The sequence below is a fragment of the Ketobacter sp. GenoA1 genome, assembly GCF_003671475.1.
Lineage (GTDB): Bacteria > Pseudomonadota > Gammaproteobacteria > Pseudomonadales > Ketobacteraceae > Ketobacter.
The window spans coordinates 267635-285619 of sequence record NZ_RCHM01000023.1 but is presented as its reverse complement, the minus strand read 5'-3'; the positions used below and the strand labels follow the sequence as shown (position 1 = coordinate 285619).

The 17985-nt window shown below is 54.0% G+C and carries 20 protein-coding genes; 9 read left to right on the top strand and 11 right to left on the bottom strand.

The window, feature by feature from the left end:
* Positions 1-13: 13 nt before the first annotated feature.
* The 3 genes from lolD to D9N13_RS09815 are packed head-to-tail and all read right to left on the bottom strand — an operon-like array spanning position 14 to position 2650.
* Complete coding sequence (gene lolD, locus D9N13_RS09825; RefSeq protein ID WP_290588816.1) at positions 14-718, bottom strand: lipoprotein-releasing ABC transporter ATP-binding protein LolD; 705 nt, start codon at positions 716-718, stop codon at positions 14-16.
* Positions 711-1946, bottom strand: a complete 1236-nt coding sequence (locus D9N13_RS09820; protein ID WP_290588813.1) for a lipoprotein-releasing ABC transporter permease subunit — start codon at positions 1944-1946, stop codon at positions 711-713. Before D9N13_RS09820 ends, lolD begins: the two co-directional genes overlap by 8 nt.
* Positions 1947-1990: 44 nt before the next feature.
* Positions 1991-2650, bottom strand: a complete 660-nt coding sequence (locus D9N13_RS09815; RefSeq protein ID WP_290588809.1) for a TetR/AcrR family transcriptional regulator — start codon at positions 2648-2650, stop codon at positions 1991-1993.
* Positions 2651-2853: 203 nt separating this feature from the next.
* Here D9N13_RS09815 and D9N13_RS09810 point away from each other — a divergent pair, with 203 nt between their 5' ends.
* Positions 2854-3753, top strand: coding sequence for an oxidoreductase (locus D9N13_RS09810; protein WP_290588806.1), 900 nt, complete (start codon positions 2854-2856; stop codon positions 3751-3753).
* Positions 3754-3845: 92 nt separating this feature from the next.
* Here the strand turns inward: D9N13_RS09810 and D9N13_RS09805 are convergent, their stop codons facing one another.
* The gene (locus D9N13_RS09805; protein WP_290588803.1) at positions 3846-5318 is read right to left on the bottom strand and encodes a flavin-containing monooxygenase; all 1473 of its coding nucleotides are present in this window, start codon (positions 5316-5318) and stop codon (positions 3846-3848) included.
* Positions 5319-5332: 14 nt separating this feature from the next.
* Positions 5333-6259 carry a ferritin-like domain-containing protein gene (locus tag D9N13_RS09800; RefSeq protein ID WP_290588798.1) on the bottom strand — a complete coding sequence of 309 codons (927 nt, stop codon included), beginning with the start codon at positions 6257-6259 and terminating at the stop codon, positions 5333-5335.
* A 157-nt stretch (positions 6260-6416) separates the two neighbouring features.
* On the opposite strand from D9N13_RS09800, the gene D9N13_RS09795 reads away from it, so the two are divergent.
* From D9N13_RS09795 to D9N13_RS09760, 8 genes are all read left to right on the top strand, one after another.
* Positions 6417-7037: a TetR/AcrR family transcriptional regulator gene (locus tag D9N13_RS09795; RefSeq protein WP_290588795.1), complete on the top strand. Its 621-nt coding sequence runs from the start codon at positions 6417-6419 to the stop codon at positions 7035-7037.
* A 110-nt stretch (positions 7038-7147) separates the two neighbouring features.
* Entirely contained in the window at positions 7148-7723 is a 576-nt protein-coding gene (locus D9N13_RS09790) for a PilZ domain-containing protein (RefSeq protein WP_290588792.1), read from the top strand.
* A gap of 70 nt (positions 7724-7793) precedes the next feature.
* On the top strand, positions 7794-8087 hold the full coding sequence (locus tag D9N13_RS09785) for a hypothetical protein (protein WP_290588789.1): 294 nt from the start codon (positions 7794-7796) through the stop codon (positions 8085-8087).
* Between the two features lie 69 nt (positions 8088-8156).
* Entirely contained in the window at positions 8157-9197 is a 1041-nt protein-coding gene (locus D9N13_RS09780; protein ID WP_290588786.1) for an agmatine deiminase family protein, read from the top strand.
* The gene (locus tag D9N13_RS09775) at positions 9194-10114 is read left to right on the top strand and encodes a carbon-nitrogen hydrolase (protein ID WP_290588784.1); all 921 of its coding nucleotides are present in this window, start codon (positions 9194-9196) and stop codon (positions 10112-10114) included. Before D9N13_RS09780 ends, D9N13_RS09775 begins: the two co-directional genes overlap by 4 nt.
* An 11-nt stretch (positions 10115-10125) precedes the next feature.
* Positions 10126-10854, top strand: a complete 729-nt coding sequence (locus D9N13_RS09770) for a glycerophosphodiester phosphodiesterase (protein WP_290588780.1) — start codon at positions 10126-10128, stop codon at positions 10852-10854.
* The gene (locus D9N13_RS09765) at positions 10838-11914 is read left to right on the top strand and encodes an aminopeptidase (RefSeq protein ID WP_290588777.1); all 1077 of its coding nucleotides are present in this window, start codon (positions 10838-10840) and stop codon (positions 11912-11914) included. The genes D9N13_RS09770 and D9N13_RS09765 overlap by 17 nt, the downstream gene beginning before the upstream one ends.
* A gap of 31 nt (positions 11915-11945) precedes the next feature.
* Positions 11946-12869, top strand: coding sequence for an HD-GYP domain-containing protein (locus D9N13_RS09760; protein WP_290588774.1), 924 nt, complete (start codon positions 11946-11948; stop codon positions 12867-12869).
* Here the strand turns inward: D9N13_RS09760 and D9N13_RS09755 are convergent.
* From D9N13_RS09755 to nqrE, 6 genes are all read right to left on the bottom strand, one after another.
* Entirely contained in the window at positions 12866-13249 is a 384-nt protein-coding gene (locus D9N13_RS09755) for a VanZ family protein (RefSeq protein WP_290588771.1), read from the bottom strand. The genes D9N13_RS09760 and D9N13_RS09755 overlap by 4 nt on opposite strands.
* Entirely contained in the window at positions 13250-14647 is a 1398-nt protein-coding gene (gene sthA / locus D9N13_RS09750) for a Si-specific NAD(P)(+) transhydrogenase (protein WP_290588768.1), read from the bottom strand.
* Positions 14648-14775: 128 nt separating this feature from the next.
* Complete coding sequence (nqrM, locus tag D9N13_RS09745; RefSeq protein ID WP_290588765.1) at positions 14776-15003, bottom strand: (Na+)-NQR maturation NqrM; 228 nt, start codon at positions 15001-15003, stop codon at positions 14776-14778.
* A 70-nt stretch (positions 15004-15073) separates the two neighbouring features.
* On the bottom strand, positions 15074-16099 hold the full coding sequence (locus D9N13_RS09740; protein WP_290588761.1) for an FAD:protein FMN transferase: 1026 nt from the start codon (positions 16097-16099) through the stop codon (positions 15074-15076).
* 16 nt (positions 16100-16115) lie between these two features.
* Positions 16116-17348, bottom strand: a complete 1233-nt coding sequence (nqrF, locus tag D9N13_RS09735) for an NADH:ubiquinone reductase (Na(+)-transporting) subunit F (RefSeq protein WP_290588758.1) — start codon at positions 17346-17348, stop codon at positions 16116-16118.
* A 21-nt stretch (positions 17349-17369) separates the two neighbouring features.
* Positions 17370-17981 carry an NADH:ubiquinone reductase (Na(+)-transporting) subunit E gene (gene nqrE, locus D9N13_RS09730; protein ID WP_290588755.1) on the bottom strand — a complete coding sequence of 204 codons (612 nt, stop codon included), beginning with the start codon at positions 17979-17981 and terminating at the stop codon, positions 17370-17372.
* Between the last annotated feature and the right edge of the window lie 4 nt (positions 17982-17985).

The window sequence follows — 17985 nt, the reverse complement described above, 5'->3', positions numbered from 1 at the left end:
AGTTGCAGCGCCATCAAAGAGCAGCCAGACCGGCTCTATCGGCCTCCGCCAGGTGCCCGTCTTCCATCTTAACCACTCTGTCCACCTGACTCGCCAACCCCAGATCATGGGTAACGATTAAAAACGATGTCTGCAGACTGCGATTCAAATCGTGCATTAACGCCTGGATTTCGCGGGCCGTATGCACATCCAGATTGCCCGTGGGTTCATCGGCCATCACACAGGAAGGTTCCGTCACCAGCGCCCGGGCGATTGCCACACGCTGCCGTTCACCCCCTGACAATTCAGCCGGCTTATGCTGCATACGATGACCCAACCCCACTTTCTCCAGCATGGCGCAGGCCCGTTGTTTCACTTCACCAAGGGAGCACCGCCGCAACAGCAACGGCATCGAAACGTTTTCCAACGCGCTGAACTCAGGCAACAAATGATGGAACTGGTAGACAAAGCCAATATGGTGGTTGCGCACCACGCCCCGCTGCTTGTCACTGAGGGAACTGAAATCCTTGCCATCAATCAACACCTGCCCCTGCGATGGCACATCAAGCCCACTGAGCAGGTGCAGCAACGTGGTTTTGCCTGAGCCGGAATTACCAATAATGGCCGCAAATTCACCTTTTTTAAGGGCGAATTCAACCTGCTTCAATACCTGAACCCGGCTTGGCCCTTCATCGAAGCTTTTACCAAGTTCACGGCATTCCAGAATTACATCACTCATAGCGCAACGCCTCTGCCGGTTGTACTTTCGATGCTTTGCGGGCCGGGTACAGGGTGGCCGCGAAGCTCATCAAAAAGCCCATGCTGCTGACGAAGATGACGTTCTCCCAGCGCAATTCCGAAGGCAGGTAATTGACAAAATACTGCTCGAACAACTTGGTATTCAAAACCTGCTCAAGCCAGAGGGCAAAATCGCTGATATTGAGGGCCACGGTGACACCCAGCGCGGTACCTGCCAAGGTGCCTATGACCCCGATAAAACTGCCCTGCACCATGAATATACCCATGATCGTACCGGGAGAAGCCCCCAGCGTGCGTAAAATGGCGATATCGGATTTTTTGTCAGTGACCACCATCACCAGGCTGGACACAATGTTGAATGCTGCCACCGCCACAATGAGCAGCAGCAACAGTGCCATCATGGTTTTTTCCATTTTGATGGCCTGGAACAGGGTTCCATGGGTTCGGGTCCAGTCTGTGGCGTAGAATTGTCCTTCCTGCTTTGTGGCCAGATCCCAGGAAATCCGGCCGGCACTGAACAGATCTTTCACCTTGAGACGCACACCTTCCACTTTGCCCTTCATTCGGGCCAGGCGTGCCGCATCCTCAAGGTTGATGAAGCCCACCATACCATCCAGCTCGGCCCCCACCTGAAAGGTACCGGCAACGGTAAAACGCTTGAAACGGGGAATGATACCGGCCGGTGTTACCGCGGCCTCCGGCAGAACCAGGGTGACCTTGTCACCAATGGCCAGCCCCAGCTTACGGGCCAGCGCCGAGCCAAGAATGATATTGAAACTGCCTGACTGCAGTTCCGTCAGGGAACCGGACTTGAGATGCTGCGGCAGAATCGACACCCGGCTTTCATAATCCGGGTGGATGCCACTGATGAAGGCGCTGTCCACCGCCCCTTTATTACTGAGTAACCCCTGGAGCTGAATAAAGGGGGCAGCCCCTTCTACCTCCGCATGTTGCTCGGCATTGGCAACGATGTCCTCCCACCCTGAAAAAGGCTGGTAACCCACAATGCTGGCCTGCGGGACCATGCCCAGGATACGTCGCTGCAGCTCACGGTCGAAGCCATTCATCACAGACAGCACAACAATAAGCACCATCACCCCCAGGGTCAGCCCCAGAATGGAGGTCAGCGAAATAAAGGAAATAAAATGATTACGGCGCTTGGCGCGGGTGTATCGTAATCCAATATACAAGGATACAGGTCTGAACATGGGGCGCATTAAACCACAGGGTTAAGAGTAAAGCTACGGCAAGGTCAAGGGTTAGAGGCTCCCTTCAGCATCAAGTTCAATGCCAATTCCAGCGCGGGCCTGAATTGAAGTTGAAATGCTGCCAACTCAGGTCGTGACATGACTTTTTGTACCGGTTCTGGGGGATTTCCCAACGGCCACAACCCGGCGATCAAAGCGAATAAGGTGTGCCCGATCGCCATCAGGTTATGGGCAGGCAAAGTGGGTAACACCGACTGCACAATGGCCATGATGCGCCCACCCAATTGCATGGACTCGGTTTTAAAGGTCAGCAACGCCTGCTCGGACAGATTCTGCTCCAGCACCGACGCCAGTACGCTCACCAGTTCGCACATCCGTGGTCGCTCGGCAATGGAAGTCGCGATTAACGCCGACAGTTTCTGAATATCGCCGCTATCCGCCAGGGGTTTGGCTGCGGGTTCAAACTGCACCAGCCAGTCATCCCAGTCCTGCCGCAGCAAGGTCAGGAAGATTTCTTCACGACTTTCAAAATAGCGGTAGACATTGGATTTTGCTACTCCCGCGCCTCTGGCAATGGCGTTCAGGCTCACTTGATCAAAGCCTTTCTCAGCCATCAGCCGGGCAGCAGATTGCAGAATATCCTGTCTGCGCTGCTCTCTCTGTTCAGGCTGTCGCGCCCGCTTGAAATCACTTACACACTTCATGGACCCGATTCTAGCACGATCGCTGCTGCCCATCTTCTCACTCGCAACAACACCCTGACCAGCCCTGTTGACAAGTGACCATTGGTCTTTTATTTTGGTAATCCCTGTATTTCTACCCATCCCGCCCAAAGTCATGGATGACGCAGGGGGCAGGTACCCATCTGCAATGGCCCCAAGCCTTGCTCGAAGCTAAGGAGGACAGTATGGACTGGTCCATCGACACGATTCCGGATCTGAAGGATAAAATCATTGTGGTGACTGGTGCCAACAGCGGTATCGGACTGGAAGCCACCAAGGTGTTTGCCGCCAGGAACGCCCACGTGATTCTGGCCTGTCGCAACCTGGAAAAAGGCGCCGCCGCCCTCGAAACGATAAAACAGGCCACCCCTCAGGCTGAACTCACTTTAATGGGCCTGGACCTGTCCAGTTTAGACTCCGTACGTGCCTTCAGCGATGCCTTGAAACAGAGAGTAGATCACGTGGATATTCTGGTGAATAACGCCGGCATCATGGCCCCGCCCTACAGCAAAACCGCAGACGGCTTCGAGAGCCAGTTCGGCACCAACCACCTGGGCCATTTCACCTTGACGGCGCTGCTGTTGCCCTTGCTGGAACAGGCTAACGCCGGCCGCGTGGTGGTGATCAGCAGTGTCGCCCATCGCATTGGCCGGATTCGCTTTAATGATTTGAACTGGGAAAAACACTATTCCCGCTGGCTGGCCTATGGCCAAAGCAAACTCGCCAATCTGATGTTTGCCAAGGAGCTCCAGCGCCGGTTGTCTGCACGCGGCTCCAAGGTGATGGCGGTGGCCGCTCACCCCGGCTATTCCAATACCCATCTGCAACGGCACGTCCCCGGCGGCGGTGTGTTTAACGCGATATTCTCCCAATCCCAGGCAAGAGGCGCACTGCCGACGCTCTGCGCCGCAACCAGTGATGCGCTCAAAGGTGGCGAATACATTGGTCCCAGTGGATTTATGGAAATGCAGGGTGAACCGGATCTGGCCTATTCCAATGCCTTGTCCAACAATACCGAAGTAGCAAGAAAACTGTGGGAAGTATCAGAACGTCTGACGCGGGAATCGTTTCTTGCCGCTAACTGAACGGTTCACCGGCAGCGTGTAAAAAAAGGTGCGACTGGAAAACACAGGGTTCAGTCGCACCTGTCAAGAACAACCCATAAAGTCGGGCGTCATCACACGGTGCTGACGGCGTGGTAGTCTGACTCTTTGAATTCATTCATTTGCGCACTGTATTGTGTCGCAAAACCCGGATACATAGTGGCATTAAAGCCATCAGCAGTGAGATACCAGCTTTTGCAACCGGAATTCCAGTTGGTTTTTGCCAATCGTTTCTGGATAGTTCGGTTAAAAGCCGACTGCGCGGACGCATTCACATCCAGCGCCAGGAGATTCCCATCCAGAATCTTGCGAATACCCTTCACGGCGTATTCCAGTTGCGACTCCATGTAGACCAGTGCCGAATTGTGGCCAGGCCCGGAATTCGGCCCGAAGGTAAAATACAGATTTGGGTAACCCGCGACATTAATACTCTTATAGGCGCGGGCACCGGCACGCCACTCCTGCCCCAGTTCACGACCATCCAGGCCCTGCACCGGGAAAGGCGTACCGGCATTGCCCACATCAAACCCCGTTGCAAACACAATACAATCGAATTGGTGTTCAATACCTTCCACGGTTCGAATGCCTTTTTCGCACAAGTTTACGATGGGCCAGGTAATCAGTTTGCAGTTGGGGCGCTGCAATGCGGGGTAATAGTCGTTGGACATCAATACCCGCTTGCAGCCAATGCGGAAGTCCGGATTCAACTGCCGTCTGAGCCATTTGTCTTTTACCTGATTGCGTAAGTGCACCTGAGCCACCTTTTCCGCCAGCGCTGTCAGCGGTGACTGCCAGATCAGCGCCAGCGCCATGGCTTCGTGTACACCATACAGCGCCTGCCGGGTCATCTTCTGGGTAACAGGCAGGGAACGAAACAGGGCTTTGTTCCATTCCGGTGTTGCCAGATCCAGTCGCGGCAATACCCAGCCCGCTGTACGCTGGAAAACGGTCAGCTGCTCCACCTCCTTCACCAGCTCGGGAATAATTTGCACTGCACTGGCCCCAGTGCCGACCACCGCCACTTTCTTTCCCTTGAAGTCATAGCCATGATCCCAGCGGGCACTGTGGATCATGGTGCCCCCATAACCATCAATGCCGGGGATATCAGGTAAGCTGCAGTTAGAGAGTGGCCCGGATGCCATTACCGCGGCACGGCCGGAAAAGCATTCTCCAGCGCTGGTGGTGGCGCGCCAGAGCCCTTGTTGCAGGTCGAACGCCAAACCGTTGACCGACTGCTCAAACCGGATCAATGGCAGCAAATCAAAATCACGCACCATGGCGTGCACATAATCCAGGATCTCGGCGCTGCCGGAATAACTGCGGGACCAATTCGGGTTGGGGGCAAAAGAGTAGGAATAGAGGTTAGATGGAATATCACAGGCAGCCCCGGGATACTGGTTGTCACGCCAGGTTCCACCCACCTGATCACTGCGCTCCAGAATAATAATGTTATGGATTCCGGCCTGCCGGAGGCGGATGGCCATACCCAAGCCGGCAAAGCCGGCACCGATGATCAGTACATCGGCGTGGTTGGTGTGCTTTGTCATACCCTGATTCTCGATTATGCGGTCGGTTGATAGGTCAGCTCTTTCACCCAGGATGGCACCCTGGGCAACGCGGCACGGGGAATTTTTCCGGTTACGCTCACCAAGGCATCCACCGGCCCATGGTAGAAGCGATTGTTGCGGTTCACCATGATCCGGCCATGGCGCTTGATAATCTGATACCAGGGATTGCGCCGGCCATCTGCGGTACGCCCTCCAATACGCTCAAACTTCTGCATGGCGGCATACAGGTTTTCTTCCGGCAAGCCCATGGCGACGATGTTATCCCGCATTTTATTTAACAAGGGCACATAAGACAGAATACCCAGCATCAACCGTGGATCCAGCAATGGCCCCAACATCTGCACGGCTTTGATGTAAGTGGCACTGTGTCCCTGCATCTCCATCACCGTGAACCCCACGCCCAAATGACGGGATTCATCGTCGTTGATACGATGGAATACATCATGACACAGGGGATCATCCACCGTATCCAGCAGGAATTTGCACAGGGCACCGTCAAGAGCCACTTCCAGCATGGGGATCACGGTGCCCAGCACATAGTACGGCATCTCATCGGCATAACGGTCCAGCCATTCGATCACCAGGCGCAAATTGACATTGGGTTCCGGTATAGCATCCCCTTCCAGCATGCCCCAGCGCTTCATCAATGCCATCTCCGCATTGGCATGACGCTGTTCCTCGGCATGAAAATAGTGGTAAATCTGGCGCAGGGTATCGGTAGGCGCCTTCTTCGCCATGGCCGCAAAACCACGCGCGCCCACGTGCTCTATCCACATCAGGTCCGCCATGAACGCTTTCAGCTTCGGCCATTGTTCCGGCGTTATTTGCTCCGCTCCGGGGGCGTCCCATTGGAAATCCGCCAACGCCCACTGAGTGCCCTTGATTTTCTCCAGCATCTTATCCAGATCAATCATTGCCATCGTTCCGTTCCTCCCGCTGATACCTTGGATTGGGTTGGAGCGCCTTCCTGTGCTCACTGGCTGCGCTCACTGGAATAAAAACAACCAAGCACTTGCTTGACTGTTACACCGTATGATGTAACATTAACCCGATCATTTGTTCGGGTTCAATTCGGATATGCCAAAGACTCGCAAACCCCAACAGGAACGTTCCCGCCAAACGGTGGCAGCCATTGTGGAAGCTGGCTTACTGTGCATTCAGCAGCATGGCGTGGAGGGCACCACCACCCGTAAAATAGCAGATGCCGCCGGTATTGGTGTCGGATCCCTTTATGAATATTTTTCCAATAAAGACGACGTGTTTGCCGCCATACACGAGCATGTGGTCAATGAAATCGTGGGGGTGGTGAAACCCCTGATTCCGGAATTGGTCAAGCAATCACCTGAAGACGCCACCCGCGCCCTGCTCTACGCCTTTCGGGATTTTCTCCGGCAGAGGGACAATTTGTATCTTACTTACGCCACCCAGATGGGGCATTTCACCCCGGGTCACTACTTGAAGCCGGTCAATCACGTACTGGCGGAACTCACCATCCAGTTCATGATGCATCACCCGGAACTGAGCCGCCTGCCGAATATTCCCGTGATGAGCTACATCATGATCCATGGTGGTATTGCCACGGTGATCCGTCACCTCAGTGAACGCAGCCCGGCCTTTGATTTCGATGCCCTGACAGAGGGGCTGGCCAGAATGGTGCAATACAATATCGAAGGGGATATCAATCGCCTTGAATCCTGAACGGTGACAACCCGCCGATCATAGCTGGCTGGCAAGGTTTCAGGGCAACACCTTACCGCGCCACCGCAAACAGTCTAAAATGACTAAAAACCGGTTAGGAAACGGGAATAATGGAAAGACGGGACTTTTATCGTATTGAAGACAGGGTGCATTTGATCAAGACACCCATTGAGAAGCATCTGCTGTCGGACGACCCCTACGGTGAACAATACAGCCTGCCGCGCCAGGCACTGCTGATCAGTCAATTGCAATCCATCGACAATGAGAGCCGCGAGTTGTTGCGCCAGGTCGGTGACTATAACCGGGCCCTGGGCAGCTACCTGCGTTACATGGAAGAGAAAATTGATCTGATCGCCAAATACGTGGTGAGCCACGACCAGCAGATCAGCCAACGGGAATCCATCAACCTCAGTGAAGGCGGTATTTCCTTCTATAACAGCACCGAGTTGCCCTTAGACAGTTACCTGCACTTGATCCTGGTGCTGTTTCCCAGCTACGCCACCATCGCCAGCATCGGCATCGTCAAAGCCTGTGAAAAAATCGAAGAGCAACCGGTCATCTACCGGATCGGTGTGGAATTTGAAGTGTTGCAGGAACCGGACCGGAAACAGATTGTACGCCATATCCGCCGCATCCAATCCCGCGAGATTCGTGAACAATCCCATACTTCAGACGAAAACAAATAGCGAAAGCAAAGATTTATCTGCTATAACTAAAAAGATACTCAAGGCAAACAGCCGAAAAAAGGTCTTTACCATGAAGAATATAATAAAGCCCCTATTCGCCAGCGCGCTCCTCATTTGCAGTGTTTCTGCCCTGGCAGATAACGTCAGCATGCCGGTTCCAGTGGGCCAGCAGGGCGGTGAATATTCCAATGAACCCCGTCCACGCAGCGGCATGAGCATGGATCAGGTGAACAATCAGTTCGGGGCCCCCGGTGAGAAGTACGCCGCCGTTGGTGAGCCGCCCATCACACGCTGGGTGTACGACCATTACACCGTTTACTTCGAGCATGATCATGTGATCCACAGCGTTCTGCACCGTAACTAAAATCCCGCTTTTAACCGGGGCGGTATTACGCTATTTTACCGCCTCGTCTCCACTATCAATTCCGAGCATATGACCACACGCTTTCAACTGCTTCCGGAGTGGGCAGAACAGGCTGCCGTATTGATGGCATGGCCCCACGCCTGTACCGACTGGCAACCCTGGCTGCACGCCATCGATGAGGATTACGCCGCGTTGGCGATTGCCATTGCCGGCGAAGTACCACCGCTGATTCTATGCCAGGACCCGGCCCACCAGGCCCACATCGAGTCGCTGTTGGCACAGCGCTGCGCCCATGCACCGCGTTTTCTGATCCAGCCTTACAACGATACCTGGTGCCGGGATTACGGCCCCATTACCCTGGCCGATGGCGGCAGTCCCGACCGCGCCAAGATGCGCCTGCTGGACTTCTGCTTCAATGGCTGGGGCGACAAATACGATGCCAGCTTGGACAACAACATCAATCAGGCGTTACAGAGTTTGTGGCAGGCTCCGATGTCCAGTATCGATTTCGAGCTGGAGGGCGGCAGTATCGAAACCGATGGCCAGGGCACCCTGTTGACCACCGAGCACTGCCTGTTGGACAGCAATCGCAACCAGCACCTGAGCCGCCAGCAAATCGAAACACTGGTACTGGAGAAGCTGGGGCTGGACCGTGCCTTGTGGCTCAGTGAAGGCGCCCTCATTGGTGACGACACCGACAGCCATATCGACAATCTGGCTCGCTTCACTGGCCCCGACACCATCGTGTACGCGAGTTGCGGCGACGAACAGGACCCACACTTCGCTCCCCTTGCTGCCATGGCCCGTCAACTACAGGGCTTCAGACAGGCAAACGGCGCCCCCTATCGACTGGTGCCCATCGGCCTTCCCAGCCCACAATTCGACGAAGCAGGCAAGCGCCTGCCCGGCAGTTACATTAATTTCCTGATTCTCAACCGCAGTGTCATCGTGCCTGTGTTTGGCTGTGATCACGATCAACCGGCGCTGGACAGCTTGCAACTCTGTTTCCCGCATAAGAAGATTGTGGCCGTACCCGGGCATAACCTCATCAAACAATATGGTGGACCGCATTGCGCCACCATGCAGCTACCCAAGGGGGTCATTGCATGAGTGACAGCAGCCTGTTGAAAGTGGGTGTCATCCAGCAACCAGCCTGGCCGGATAAATCCCGCAGCCTGGCAGAAACCGAACGCTTGTTGGAAGGCCTGGCAACCGCAACGGCGCCGGATCTGGTGCTGCTGCAGGAATTACATTGCACCCACTATTTCTGCCAGACCGAAGACACCAGCCTGTTTGACCTGGCTGAGCCCCTGGATGGCCCCAGTGCCCAGCGCCTAAGCGCTATGGCCAAGCAGTACAACGTGGTATTGGTGGGATCAATATTCGAGAAACGCGCCCCCGGCGTGTTTCATAATACGGCCGTGGTGTTCGATCGCGACGGCAGCCTGTGTGGTTACTATCGCAAAATGCACATTCCGGACGACCCCGGATTCTACGAAAAATTTTACTTTACCCCCGGCGATGCCGAAACGCTGGATGGCGATAGCGGCTTTAAACCCATTGCAACCAGCATCGGGAAATTAGGCGTACTGGTATGCTGGGATCAGTGGTATCCGGAAGCCGCCCGCCTGATGGCATTGGCGGGCGCGGATCTTTTACTCTATCCCACCGCCATTGGCTGGGATCCCGCCGACACCGATGCCGAGCAGGCGCGTCAAAAAGATGCCTGGACGCTGATTCAGCGTTCTCACGCGGTGGCCAATCATCTGCCGGTGGTGGTAGCCAACCGGGTGGGGCTGGAAGCGGACCCAGCCGGGCAAAGTGAAGGTATCCAGTTTTGGGGCGGCAGTTTTATTGCCGGGCCGCAAGGCAATATCATCGCTGAAGCCGACGCCCACAGCGCCCAATATCTGATTGCTGAAATTGATACCGGCCGCACTGAATACCTGCGCCGTATCTGGCCCTATTTCCGCGACCGCCGCATTGATGCCTACGGCGGCCTCAGCAAACGCTTCCTGAAACCCTGAGTTTAAGCGCCATGATCCTCATCGGCCATCGCGGAGCACGCAAAGAAGCACCGGAAAACACCCAGGCTGGTTTCCACCATCTGCGCCAGCTGGGCATCAATCATGTGGAGCTGGATGTCCGGCTCTCCAAAGATGGCAAGCTGGTGGTACTGCATGATGCCACCGTCAACCGCACCACCAACGGTAAAGGCAAAGTGCTGGAGCTTGACACCCACCAGTTACAGCAACTGGATGCCACCCTGCCCCTGCCCAACTGGCCGGAGCCCTGTGGTGTACCCGAGCTGGAGCAGGTCATTGCAAAGTGGCCGGATCTCAAAAGCATCCAACTGGAAGTGAAGACCGCCGATAAGGCTATTCTGGAACGCATTGGCCGGGGGCTGGCTACACTGATTGACCGTTTTACCCTGCTTAACAACGCCGTGGTTACCTCCTCGGACCAAAACCTGCTCAGCATCATGCATCGTATCGCACCCCAGGTTCGACGGGGGTTCGTTGCAGAACGCTTCACCCGGGATCCGCTGGAAGTGTGCCTGAACCATCACTGCAGCCACCTGGTCATCAACCATCACCGCTGCTCACCAGGTATGATTGATGCGGCCCATGACCTTGGCCTGGAGGTATCCACCTGGACCGTCAACGAGGTGAATGCCGCCCGCCGGTTGCAACACTGGGGTGTGGACAGCATCATTACCGATGTACCCAGCCTGCTATTGAAACACCTTCATGTGGATGCAGAATAAAACCCCGGTTTACCTCGTTGCCCTGGCACTCTGTGCGCTGGTATCCGGTTGCGATACCGCTTATTACTGGCAGGCCGCCAGGGGTCAGCTGGATTTGATGCAACGGCAACGCCCGATTGCAGAACTGTTGCAGGATTCAACCACACCCGCTGCCACCAGGCAGGCACTGAACTATTTGCTGAGCGCGCGCAGCTTCGCGCTCGAACAGCTGCAGCTGGAAGACAACCAAAGTTATCTGCAATACGTGGATCTGCAACGGGAATACGTTTCCTGGAACGTATTTGCCACACCGGAACTGTCCATGCAAAACCATACCTGGTGCTACCCTATCGCCGGGTGTGTGAGCTATCGTGGCTACTTCGACGAAACCGATGCCGAAGCGTACGCCAAAGCGTTAAAGCAAGAGGGTTTTGACACCTATGTATCCGGAGTGGGCGCCTACAGCACCTTAGGGTGGTTTGACGATCCGGTGCTCAGCACCTTTTTACAGCGTGGCAAGGTTTCACTGGCGGCCCTGCTGTTCCATGAGCTGGCACACCAGGTACTGTATGTGCAGGATGACACTGAGTTCAATGAGAGCTTTGCCTCCAGTGTGGAGACCCTGCTCCTGCAGCGCTGGATCCAACAGCAGGCGTTGCAGGAAGATTGGCAAACCTACCGCCGGATGGAGGCACGACAGGCCGCGTTCACCCAATTGGTATTGCAACACCAGCAGCAACGTACGGATCTGTTTCAGTCAGACCTGGAGACTTCTGAAAAGCGCCGGCGCAAGGCCCAACTGATCCAGGACATGCACCAGGACTACGCAGACTTCAAACAGACATGGCAATACGATGGATACGATAATTGGGTGGCCAAAGGCCTTAACAATGCTCAATTAAGCACCGTGGCGGCGTACCATGGATTGAAACCGGGTTTCTTGGCGCTTTATGAAGTTTCCGGGCAAAATTTAACCACTTTCATCCAGGAATGCCGCCGGCTTGCCACTTTGGAACGGGACGACCGGCACCAGCACCTAAATGAGCTTGCCTCCGGCAACATCGTCTATACTCAGAATTAAGTTTCTGATTTCAAGGCGGTTAGTTCCGACCATGACGCAAGTGGCCAAGAAAACCATTGATCCTTTTACCCAATTGGACGGCCTGATCCCGGTGCTGTCCGATTTGTATACCGCGATCAAATCCAAGCACGAAAAAGCGGCGCTGATGATGGATAAACTGATGGGTACCATCGCCACCATCACGGACGCCAATCCCGACGCTGCCCTGGCGGCCATTCATTTATCGAAACAAACCTCGCCCCTGAAACAACCCATCTACTGTGCCGTGATCTCCCATCTGTTCGCCCAGCAACAACAACTGGACGAACACAGGACTCGTGCGCTGATGCAGGCCGTCCTCTTTTGCAACATTACCTTCTATGAATTTCAGGTGCTGCTGAACCGCATGGACGGCAAGTTGACTGAGGCACAAAGAATAAAACTGGAAAAGCACCCCTTACAAAGCGCCACGCTGATGGAAGCAGCGGGCTTTATGGACCCGCACATGATCAAGGCCATTCGTCAGCATCACGAACGCCCCGATGGCAGTGGCTATCCCAATCATCTGCCCAGCAAGGATATTTCAGATCTGGCTTTAGTGGTATCCATGTGCGAGGTGTATACCGCGCGCATCGATAACCGGGCCCACCGAAAACCGGTGCTGGCCCGGGAAGCACTGGCCCACTTTCAAAATGATGAAGACCCCAGGATAAAAGGCCTGTTGTTGAACTTTGCCAAATCCATTGGCATCTACCCTCCGGGAACCTGGGTCAAACTGGCCAATGGGGAAACCGCTATCGTGGTAAAACGCCAGAAAAACAGCCCAATTCCCCTGGTGCGTGCATTGTTCGACGCCAACAGAATTCCTTACATGGGGCCGGTGCGCCGGGACACCACCAATTCCGATTACAAAGTCATTGGTGCCACCTCGCCGCCAGCACGACCATCCGTAGAGCTGTCGGCGCTGTTCGACTAGGGCTTTGCGGGTACCAGCAGTTTTCGCATTGGCTGGCGGATCAACCAGTAACTAACGATGGCCAGCGCATCCGCCAACAAATCCAATCCTGACACATCACGATTGGGTATGCGGCTCTGGATCAGTTCTATGGCAATGCCATAGAACAGCAGCGGGACCAACTTGTACACCAGAAAGCGCCGTTTCGGAAAGCCGGCATCCAGGCAATAGGCAAGCACAAAGAAAGCAATAAAATGGTGTATCTTGTCACTGAGCATATCGGGCATGATCATCAACGGGCGGGCACTGAAGGCCAACCAACTGATGGCCAGCAAATTCAGTAATAACGCCAGCCTGAAAAACCAGGTAATCTGATGGGACTGCAAAGGAATTGGTAACATTCAGAGACTTCTCACCCGATACAAACCATTGAGTGCCGCCACGCGATAGGCTTCAGCCATCGTTGGATAATTGAAGGTAGTGTTCACAAAATACTCAATACTATTGGCGCCACCAGGCTGATTCATAATCGCCTGGCCTATGTGAATGATTTCCGATGCCTGGTCTCCAAAGCAATGGATTCCCAGAATCTGCAGAGTTTCACGATGAAACAGTAGTTTAATCATACCCACTGTTTCCCCGGTAATCTGTGCACGAGCTACCGTTTTAAACGCTGCTTGCCCCACTTCATAAGGCACCTTTTCCTGCGTAAGCTCCTGCTCGGTCAACCCCAGGGAGCTGATTTCCGGAATGGTATAAATACCCGTCGGCACGTCTTCGACCAGATAAAAGTCATCCAGTTCCGCTACGCAGGCTCCGGTAGAACGCCCCTGATCATAAGCTGCGCTGGCCAGACTGGGCCAGCCGATGACATCACCTGCGGCATAGACATGAGCACTTAATGTTTGATAATGGTCATTCACTTCCAACTGGCCACGATGGTTTGCCGTCAAACCCACTGCATTCAGATTCAGACTGTCGGTATTACCCGTACGACCGTTACACCACAGAAAGGCATCCCCTCTCACCACTTTGCCGGATTGCAGCTTAACAATGACATCGTTTTCCCGGCACACCACCTCTTCATACTCTTCACCATTTCGAATCAGCACGCCGATATCCCGCAGGTGATAGCTGAGCGCATCGGATATCTCATAATCCAGAAAATCCAGCAGGCGTTCCCGGGTGTTGATCAGTTCCACACGCACTCCCAATCCGCAAAAAATAGAAGCGTATTCACAGCCAATCACACCGGCACCGTAGATGACAATCTTACGGGGAGTGTGTTGGAGTTTAAGAATGGTATCGCTGTCATAGACTCGGGGATTATTAAAATCAACATCCGTTGGGCGGTATGGACGGGAGCCCGTGGCGATGACAAATTTATCGGCAATCAGGGTCTCAATGGAACCATCGGCCTTCACCACCTCAAGGGTGTGCGAATCCGTAAACCGGCCCTGGCCACTGTACACCTTGATGCGATTGCGGGCATAGAACGTGGTGCGCAACTTAACCTGCTTGGCGATCACACTCTCTGCCCGTTTTAACACTTTGGGAAACGAAAACGTACGCGGCCCACCAATATCACGAAACAGGGCATCCGTATTGAACGTAATGATTTGCTTGACTGCATGACGTAAGGCCTTGGACGGTATGGTACCCAGATGGGCGCAATTGCCCCCAACCATGGGTTTGTCATCCACCATTGCCACATTCAGGCCGGTTTTACCGGCCCGCATGGCAGCACCTTCACCCGCCGGCCCCGCTCCGATTACTACCACTTCATAATGCGTCGGCATTTTTAAACCCTGATACTACTGAAGAATAAACATCTGAAAATCAGTCTTTTTTCAGTATAGAAAAAGAAAAGCCCCGCAGGAACTTTTCGGTATCCTGCGGGGCTTTTCTTGCTGAGTTCAGGCGGTATCTAGCGTTTGGTGGCATCGTAGGCAAGATCGGCTGGCGCTCCATCCTGCTTCTGGGATTCTTCACATTTATCGCGATTGCCACCGCAAATTTCGCAATCGCCATCCAACCCTATGTTATTAAGGCCGCCACAGGATCCCTGAATGGGTTTATTGGAGAATATGACACCCACCGCCATTGCAGCGATCACCAGGGCAAAAAACACGAACGCAATCAAAAAGGTTGTCATAACCAACTCCTTACTACACTGTTACTGCAGTTTACACCCTGGGTAGCGGGCTTAACAAATCACAGTTTCACTATTCATTAATATAGCGGCCAAAGGCCGGGCTGTAACGACTATCAAAACCGGACCCGGCTTTCACAATCATATACACGGCCAGATTGTTTGCTTCTGCGATCTGTAATCCCAAATCCGGCCCCAGCACCATCATTGCCGTGGCCCAGGCATCGGCATCGGCGCAGCTGGGCATAATCACTGTGGCTGACACCAGATCATGAGAAATCGGCTTGCCATCCCGCGGATCGATGGTATGGGAATAACGTTTCCCTTCCACCTCAAAATAGTTGCGGTAATCCCCTGACGTGGCCATGGCGGAATTATCCAGCTTAATCACCTTGTGAACCTCACGTTTACTGGAAACCGGTTCCTCCACCGCCACCTGCCAGGAATGGGTGGGGGATTTACTGTTGCCGGCGCGGATTTCTCCACCCACTTCCACAAGATAGCGGCGTACCCCTTGGTTCTCCAGAGCCTCTGCCACCCGATCCACCGCATAGCCTTTGGCGATTGCTGAAAGATCCACATACAGATCCTTACGCTTAACCAATTCCAGATCATCCATGTGTAAGGTCAAACCATCGGACCCCACACGATTCCAGGCTTGCTTCATTTCGCTTCGGGTCGGTAACCGGTCCGGACTGCCGTTGGGCCCGAATCCCCACAGATTGACCAGCGGGCCGATGGTAATGTCGAATGCTCCCTGACTCAGGCGCCAGATATCCAGTGACCGCGATATGACTTCAAAAGTGTCCCTCGATACCGGGAATGGCTCGCCCACCGCAGCCTGATTCAGGCGCGACAACTCGGAATCGGCTTTGTAGGTGGACATCTTACTGTTGACGTTGTTGAGCTCTGCTTCAATTACTGCTGCCAACGCCTGCGCCGTGCTGGTGGGCGGTAGATCCACCACTTTAACGGTATACCAGGTACCCATGGTTCGACCGCTGAACTCCAGCAGATCCGGAGCCTCAGAACGAGAACAGCCCGTTATCAACAGGCTGATCCAAACCAGACTGATGATAACGGGCTGCAAGGGTTTCATTGGCACGCTAACTCGATCAGCCGCCGAAATCATCAAGGAAGATGTTATCGCGTTCAACACCCAGATCTTCCAGCATTTTCAGCACGGCGGCATTCATCATCGGAGGCCCACACATGTAGTATTCACAATCTTCAGGTGCATCATGATCCTTCAGATATTGCTCGTACAACACATTGTGAATAAACCCGGTCAGGCCGCTCCAGTTATCTTCCGGTTGAGGGTCGGATAACGCAATGTGCCAGTCGAAATTATCATTCTCTTCGGCCAACTGATCATAATCTTCTTTGTAAAACAACTCACGAAGACTGCGCGCACCATACCAGAATGAAATCTTGCGATTGGTTTTGAGGCGCTTGAGCTGATCAAATATGTGGGAGCGCATGGGTGCCATACCGGCACCACCACCGATGAATACCATTTCATTGTCAGTATCCGTCGCAAAGAACTCACCAAAGGGACCGTATACGGTAACCTTATCACCCGGCTTCAGGCTGAAAACCCAGGAGGACATCTGGCCGGGCGGAATACCGTGGGAGCCCGGTGGGGGTGTGGCAATACGAATGTTGAACTTCAGCACACCATACTCTTCCGGGTAATTGGCCATGGAATAAGCCCGGATAACCGGCTCATCCACTTTCGATTCCAGATTGAAGAAACCGAATCGTTCCCAATCACCACGGAACTCTTCCTCAATATCGAAATCCTTGTACTTAACATGGTGTACCGGCGCTTCCAGCTGTACGTAACCACCGGCGCGGAAATTAACGATCTCACCTTCCGGCAGATCCAGCGCCAATTCCTTGATGAAGGTCGCCACGTTATGATTGGAGCGAACGGTGGTTTCCCACTTTTTAACGCCAAAGAAGGCTTCGTCCAGCTCGATTTTCATATCCTGCTTCACTGCCACCTGGCAGGACAGGCGCCAGCCTTCCTTTGCCTCACGGGGTGTAAAGTGAGTCTCTTCAGTGGGCAGTATGTCACCGCCGCCCTCCTTCACGATCACCTTACATTGGGCACAGGTGCCACCACCACCGCAGGCCGATGACACAAAAATGCCCTTGTCCGCCAGGGTATTCAAAAGCTTGCCGCCGGCTGGTACATCGATGCCTTTCTCCGGATCGTCGTTGATATCCAGGTGCACATTACCGGTACTCACCAGGCGGGAGCGCGCCATCAAAATCAACATCACCAACGCCAATACGATGACGGTGAACATGCCCACGCCCAAAAAGATTGTTGATTGATCCATAACTCTACTCTCCCCGTCTGCTTACAACTGAATGCCAGAGAAAGACATAAAGCCCAGCGACATCAAACCAACGGTAATGAAGGTAATACCCAACCCACGCAAGCCGGAGGGCACATCACTGTATTTCATCTTTTCACGGATACCGGCCAGCACCACAATGGCCAACGCCCAACCGGCGCCGGATCCAACGCCATAAACAACGCTTTCGCCGAATGTATAATCGCGCTCCGCCATAAACAGGGAGCCACCCAGAATCGCGCAGTTCACCGTTATCAAAGGCAGAAATACACCCAGTGCGTTGTACAGTGCCGGTACATACTTATCCAGGAACATTTCCAGAATCTGCACCAGCGCCGCAATAACACCGATGAAACTGAGCAGGCTGAGGAAGCTCAAGTCCACACCCTCAAGACCGGCCCAGGCCAGGGCGTCTTCTTTTAACAGCCCCGTGAGGATCAGGTTATTGACCGGCACCGTGATTGTCTGCACCACGATAACGGCAATACCCAGCCCCAGTGCGGTCTGCACTTTCTTGGATACGGCTATAAAAGTACACATACCCAAAAAGAAGGCCAGCGCCATGTTTTCTACGAATATTGCCTTAACCAGCAGGCTTAAATAATGCTCTAACATCTTA

Excerpts from the sequence above, each read along its gene's own strand:
- D9N13_RS09810 (WP_290588806.1), top strand. The coding sequence starts at position 2,854 with ATGGACTGGTCCATCGACACGATTCCGGATCTGAAGGATAAAATCATT.
- D9N13_RS09800 (WP_290588798.1), bottom strand. The coding sequence starts at position 6,259 with ATGGCAATGATTGATCTGGATAAGATGCTGGAGAAAATCAAGGGCACT.
- D9N13_RS09765 (WP_290588777.1), top strand. The coding sequence starts at position 10,838 with ATGTGGATGCAGAATAAAACCCCGGTTTACCTCGTTGCCCTGGCACTC.
- D9N13_RS09775 (WP_290588784.1), top strand. The coding sequence starts at position 9,194 with ATGAGTGACAGCAGCCTGTTGAAAGTGGGTGTCATCCAGCAACCAGCC.
- sthA (WP_290588768.1), bottom strand. The coding sequence starts at position 14,647 with ATGCCGACGCATTATGAAGTGGTAGTAATCGGAGCGGGGCCGGCGGGT.
- D9N13_RS09795 (WP_290588795.1), top strand. The coding sequence starts at position 6,417 with ATGCCAAAGACTCGCAAACCCCAACAGGAACGTTCCCGCCAAACGGTG.
- D9N13_RS09820 (WP_290588813.1), bottom strand. The coding sequence starts at position 1,946 with ATGTTCAGACCTGTATCCTTGTATATTGGATTACGATACACCCGCGCC.
- D9N13_RS09805 (WP_290588803.1), bottom strand. The coding sequence starts at position 5,318 with ATGACAAAGCACACCAACCACGCCGATGTACTGATCATCGGTGCCGGC.
- nqrM (WP_290588765.1), bottom strand. The coding sequence starts at position 15,003 with ATGACAACCTTTTTGATTGCGTTCGTGTTTTTTGCCCTGGTGATCGCT.
- D9N13_RS09755 (WP_290588771.1), bottom strand. The coding sequence starts at position 13,249 with ATGTTACCAATTCCTTTGCAGTCCCATCAGATTACCTGGTTTTTCAGG.
- D9N13_RS09815 (WP_290588809.1), bottom strand. The coding sequence starts at position 2,650 with ATGAAGTGTGTAAGTGATTTCAAGCGGGCGCGACAGCCTGAACAGAGA.
- D9N13_RS09780 (WP_290588786.1), top strand. The coding sequence starts at position 8,157 with ATGACCACACGCTTTCAACTGCTTCCGGAGTGGGCAGAACAGGCTGCC.
- D9N13_RS09790 (WP_290588792.1), top strand. The coding sequence starts at position 7,148 with ATGGAAAGACGGGACTTTTATCGTATTGAAGACAGGGTGCATTTGATC.
- nqrE (WP_290588755.1), bottom strand. The coding sequence starts at position 17,981 with ATGTTAGAGCATTATTTAAGCCTGCTGGTTAAGGCAATATTCGTAGAA.
- D9N13_RS09770 (WP_290588780.1), top strand. The coding sequence starts at position 10,126 with ATGATCCTCATCGGCCATCGCGGAGCACGCAAAGAAGCACCGGAAAAC.
- nqrF (WP_290588758.1), bottom strand. The coding sequence starts at position 17,348 with ATGGATCAATCAACAATCTTTTTGGGCGTGGGCATGTTCACCGTCATC.
- D9N13_RS09785 (WP_290588789.1), top strand. The coding sequence starts at position 7,794 with ATGAAGAATATAATAAAGCCCCTATTCGCCAGCGCGCTCCTCATTTGC.
- lolD (WP_290588816.1), bottom strand. The coding sequence starts at position 718 with ATGAGTGATGTAATTCTGGAATGCCGTGAACTTGGTAAAAGCTTCGAT.
- D9N13_RS09740 (WP_290588761.1), bottom strand. The coding sequence starts at position 16,099 with ATGAAACCCTTGCAGCCCGTTATCATCAGTCTGGTTTGGATCAGCCTG.
- D9N13_RS09760 (WP_290588774.1), top strand. The coding sequence starts at position 11,946 with ATGACGCAAGTGGCCAAGAAAACCATTGATCCTTTTACCCAATTGGAC.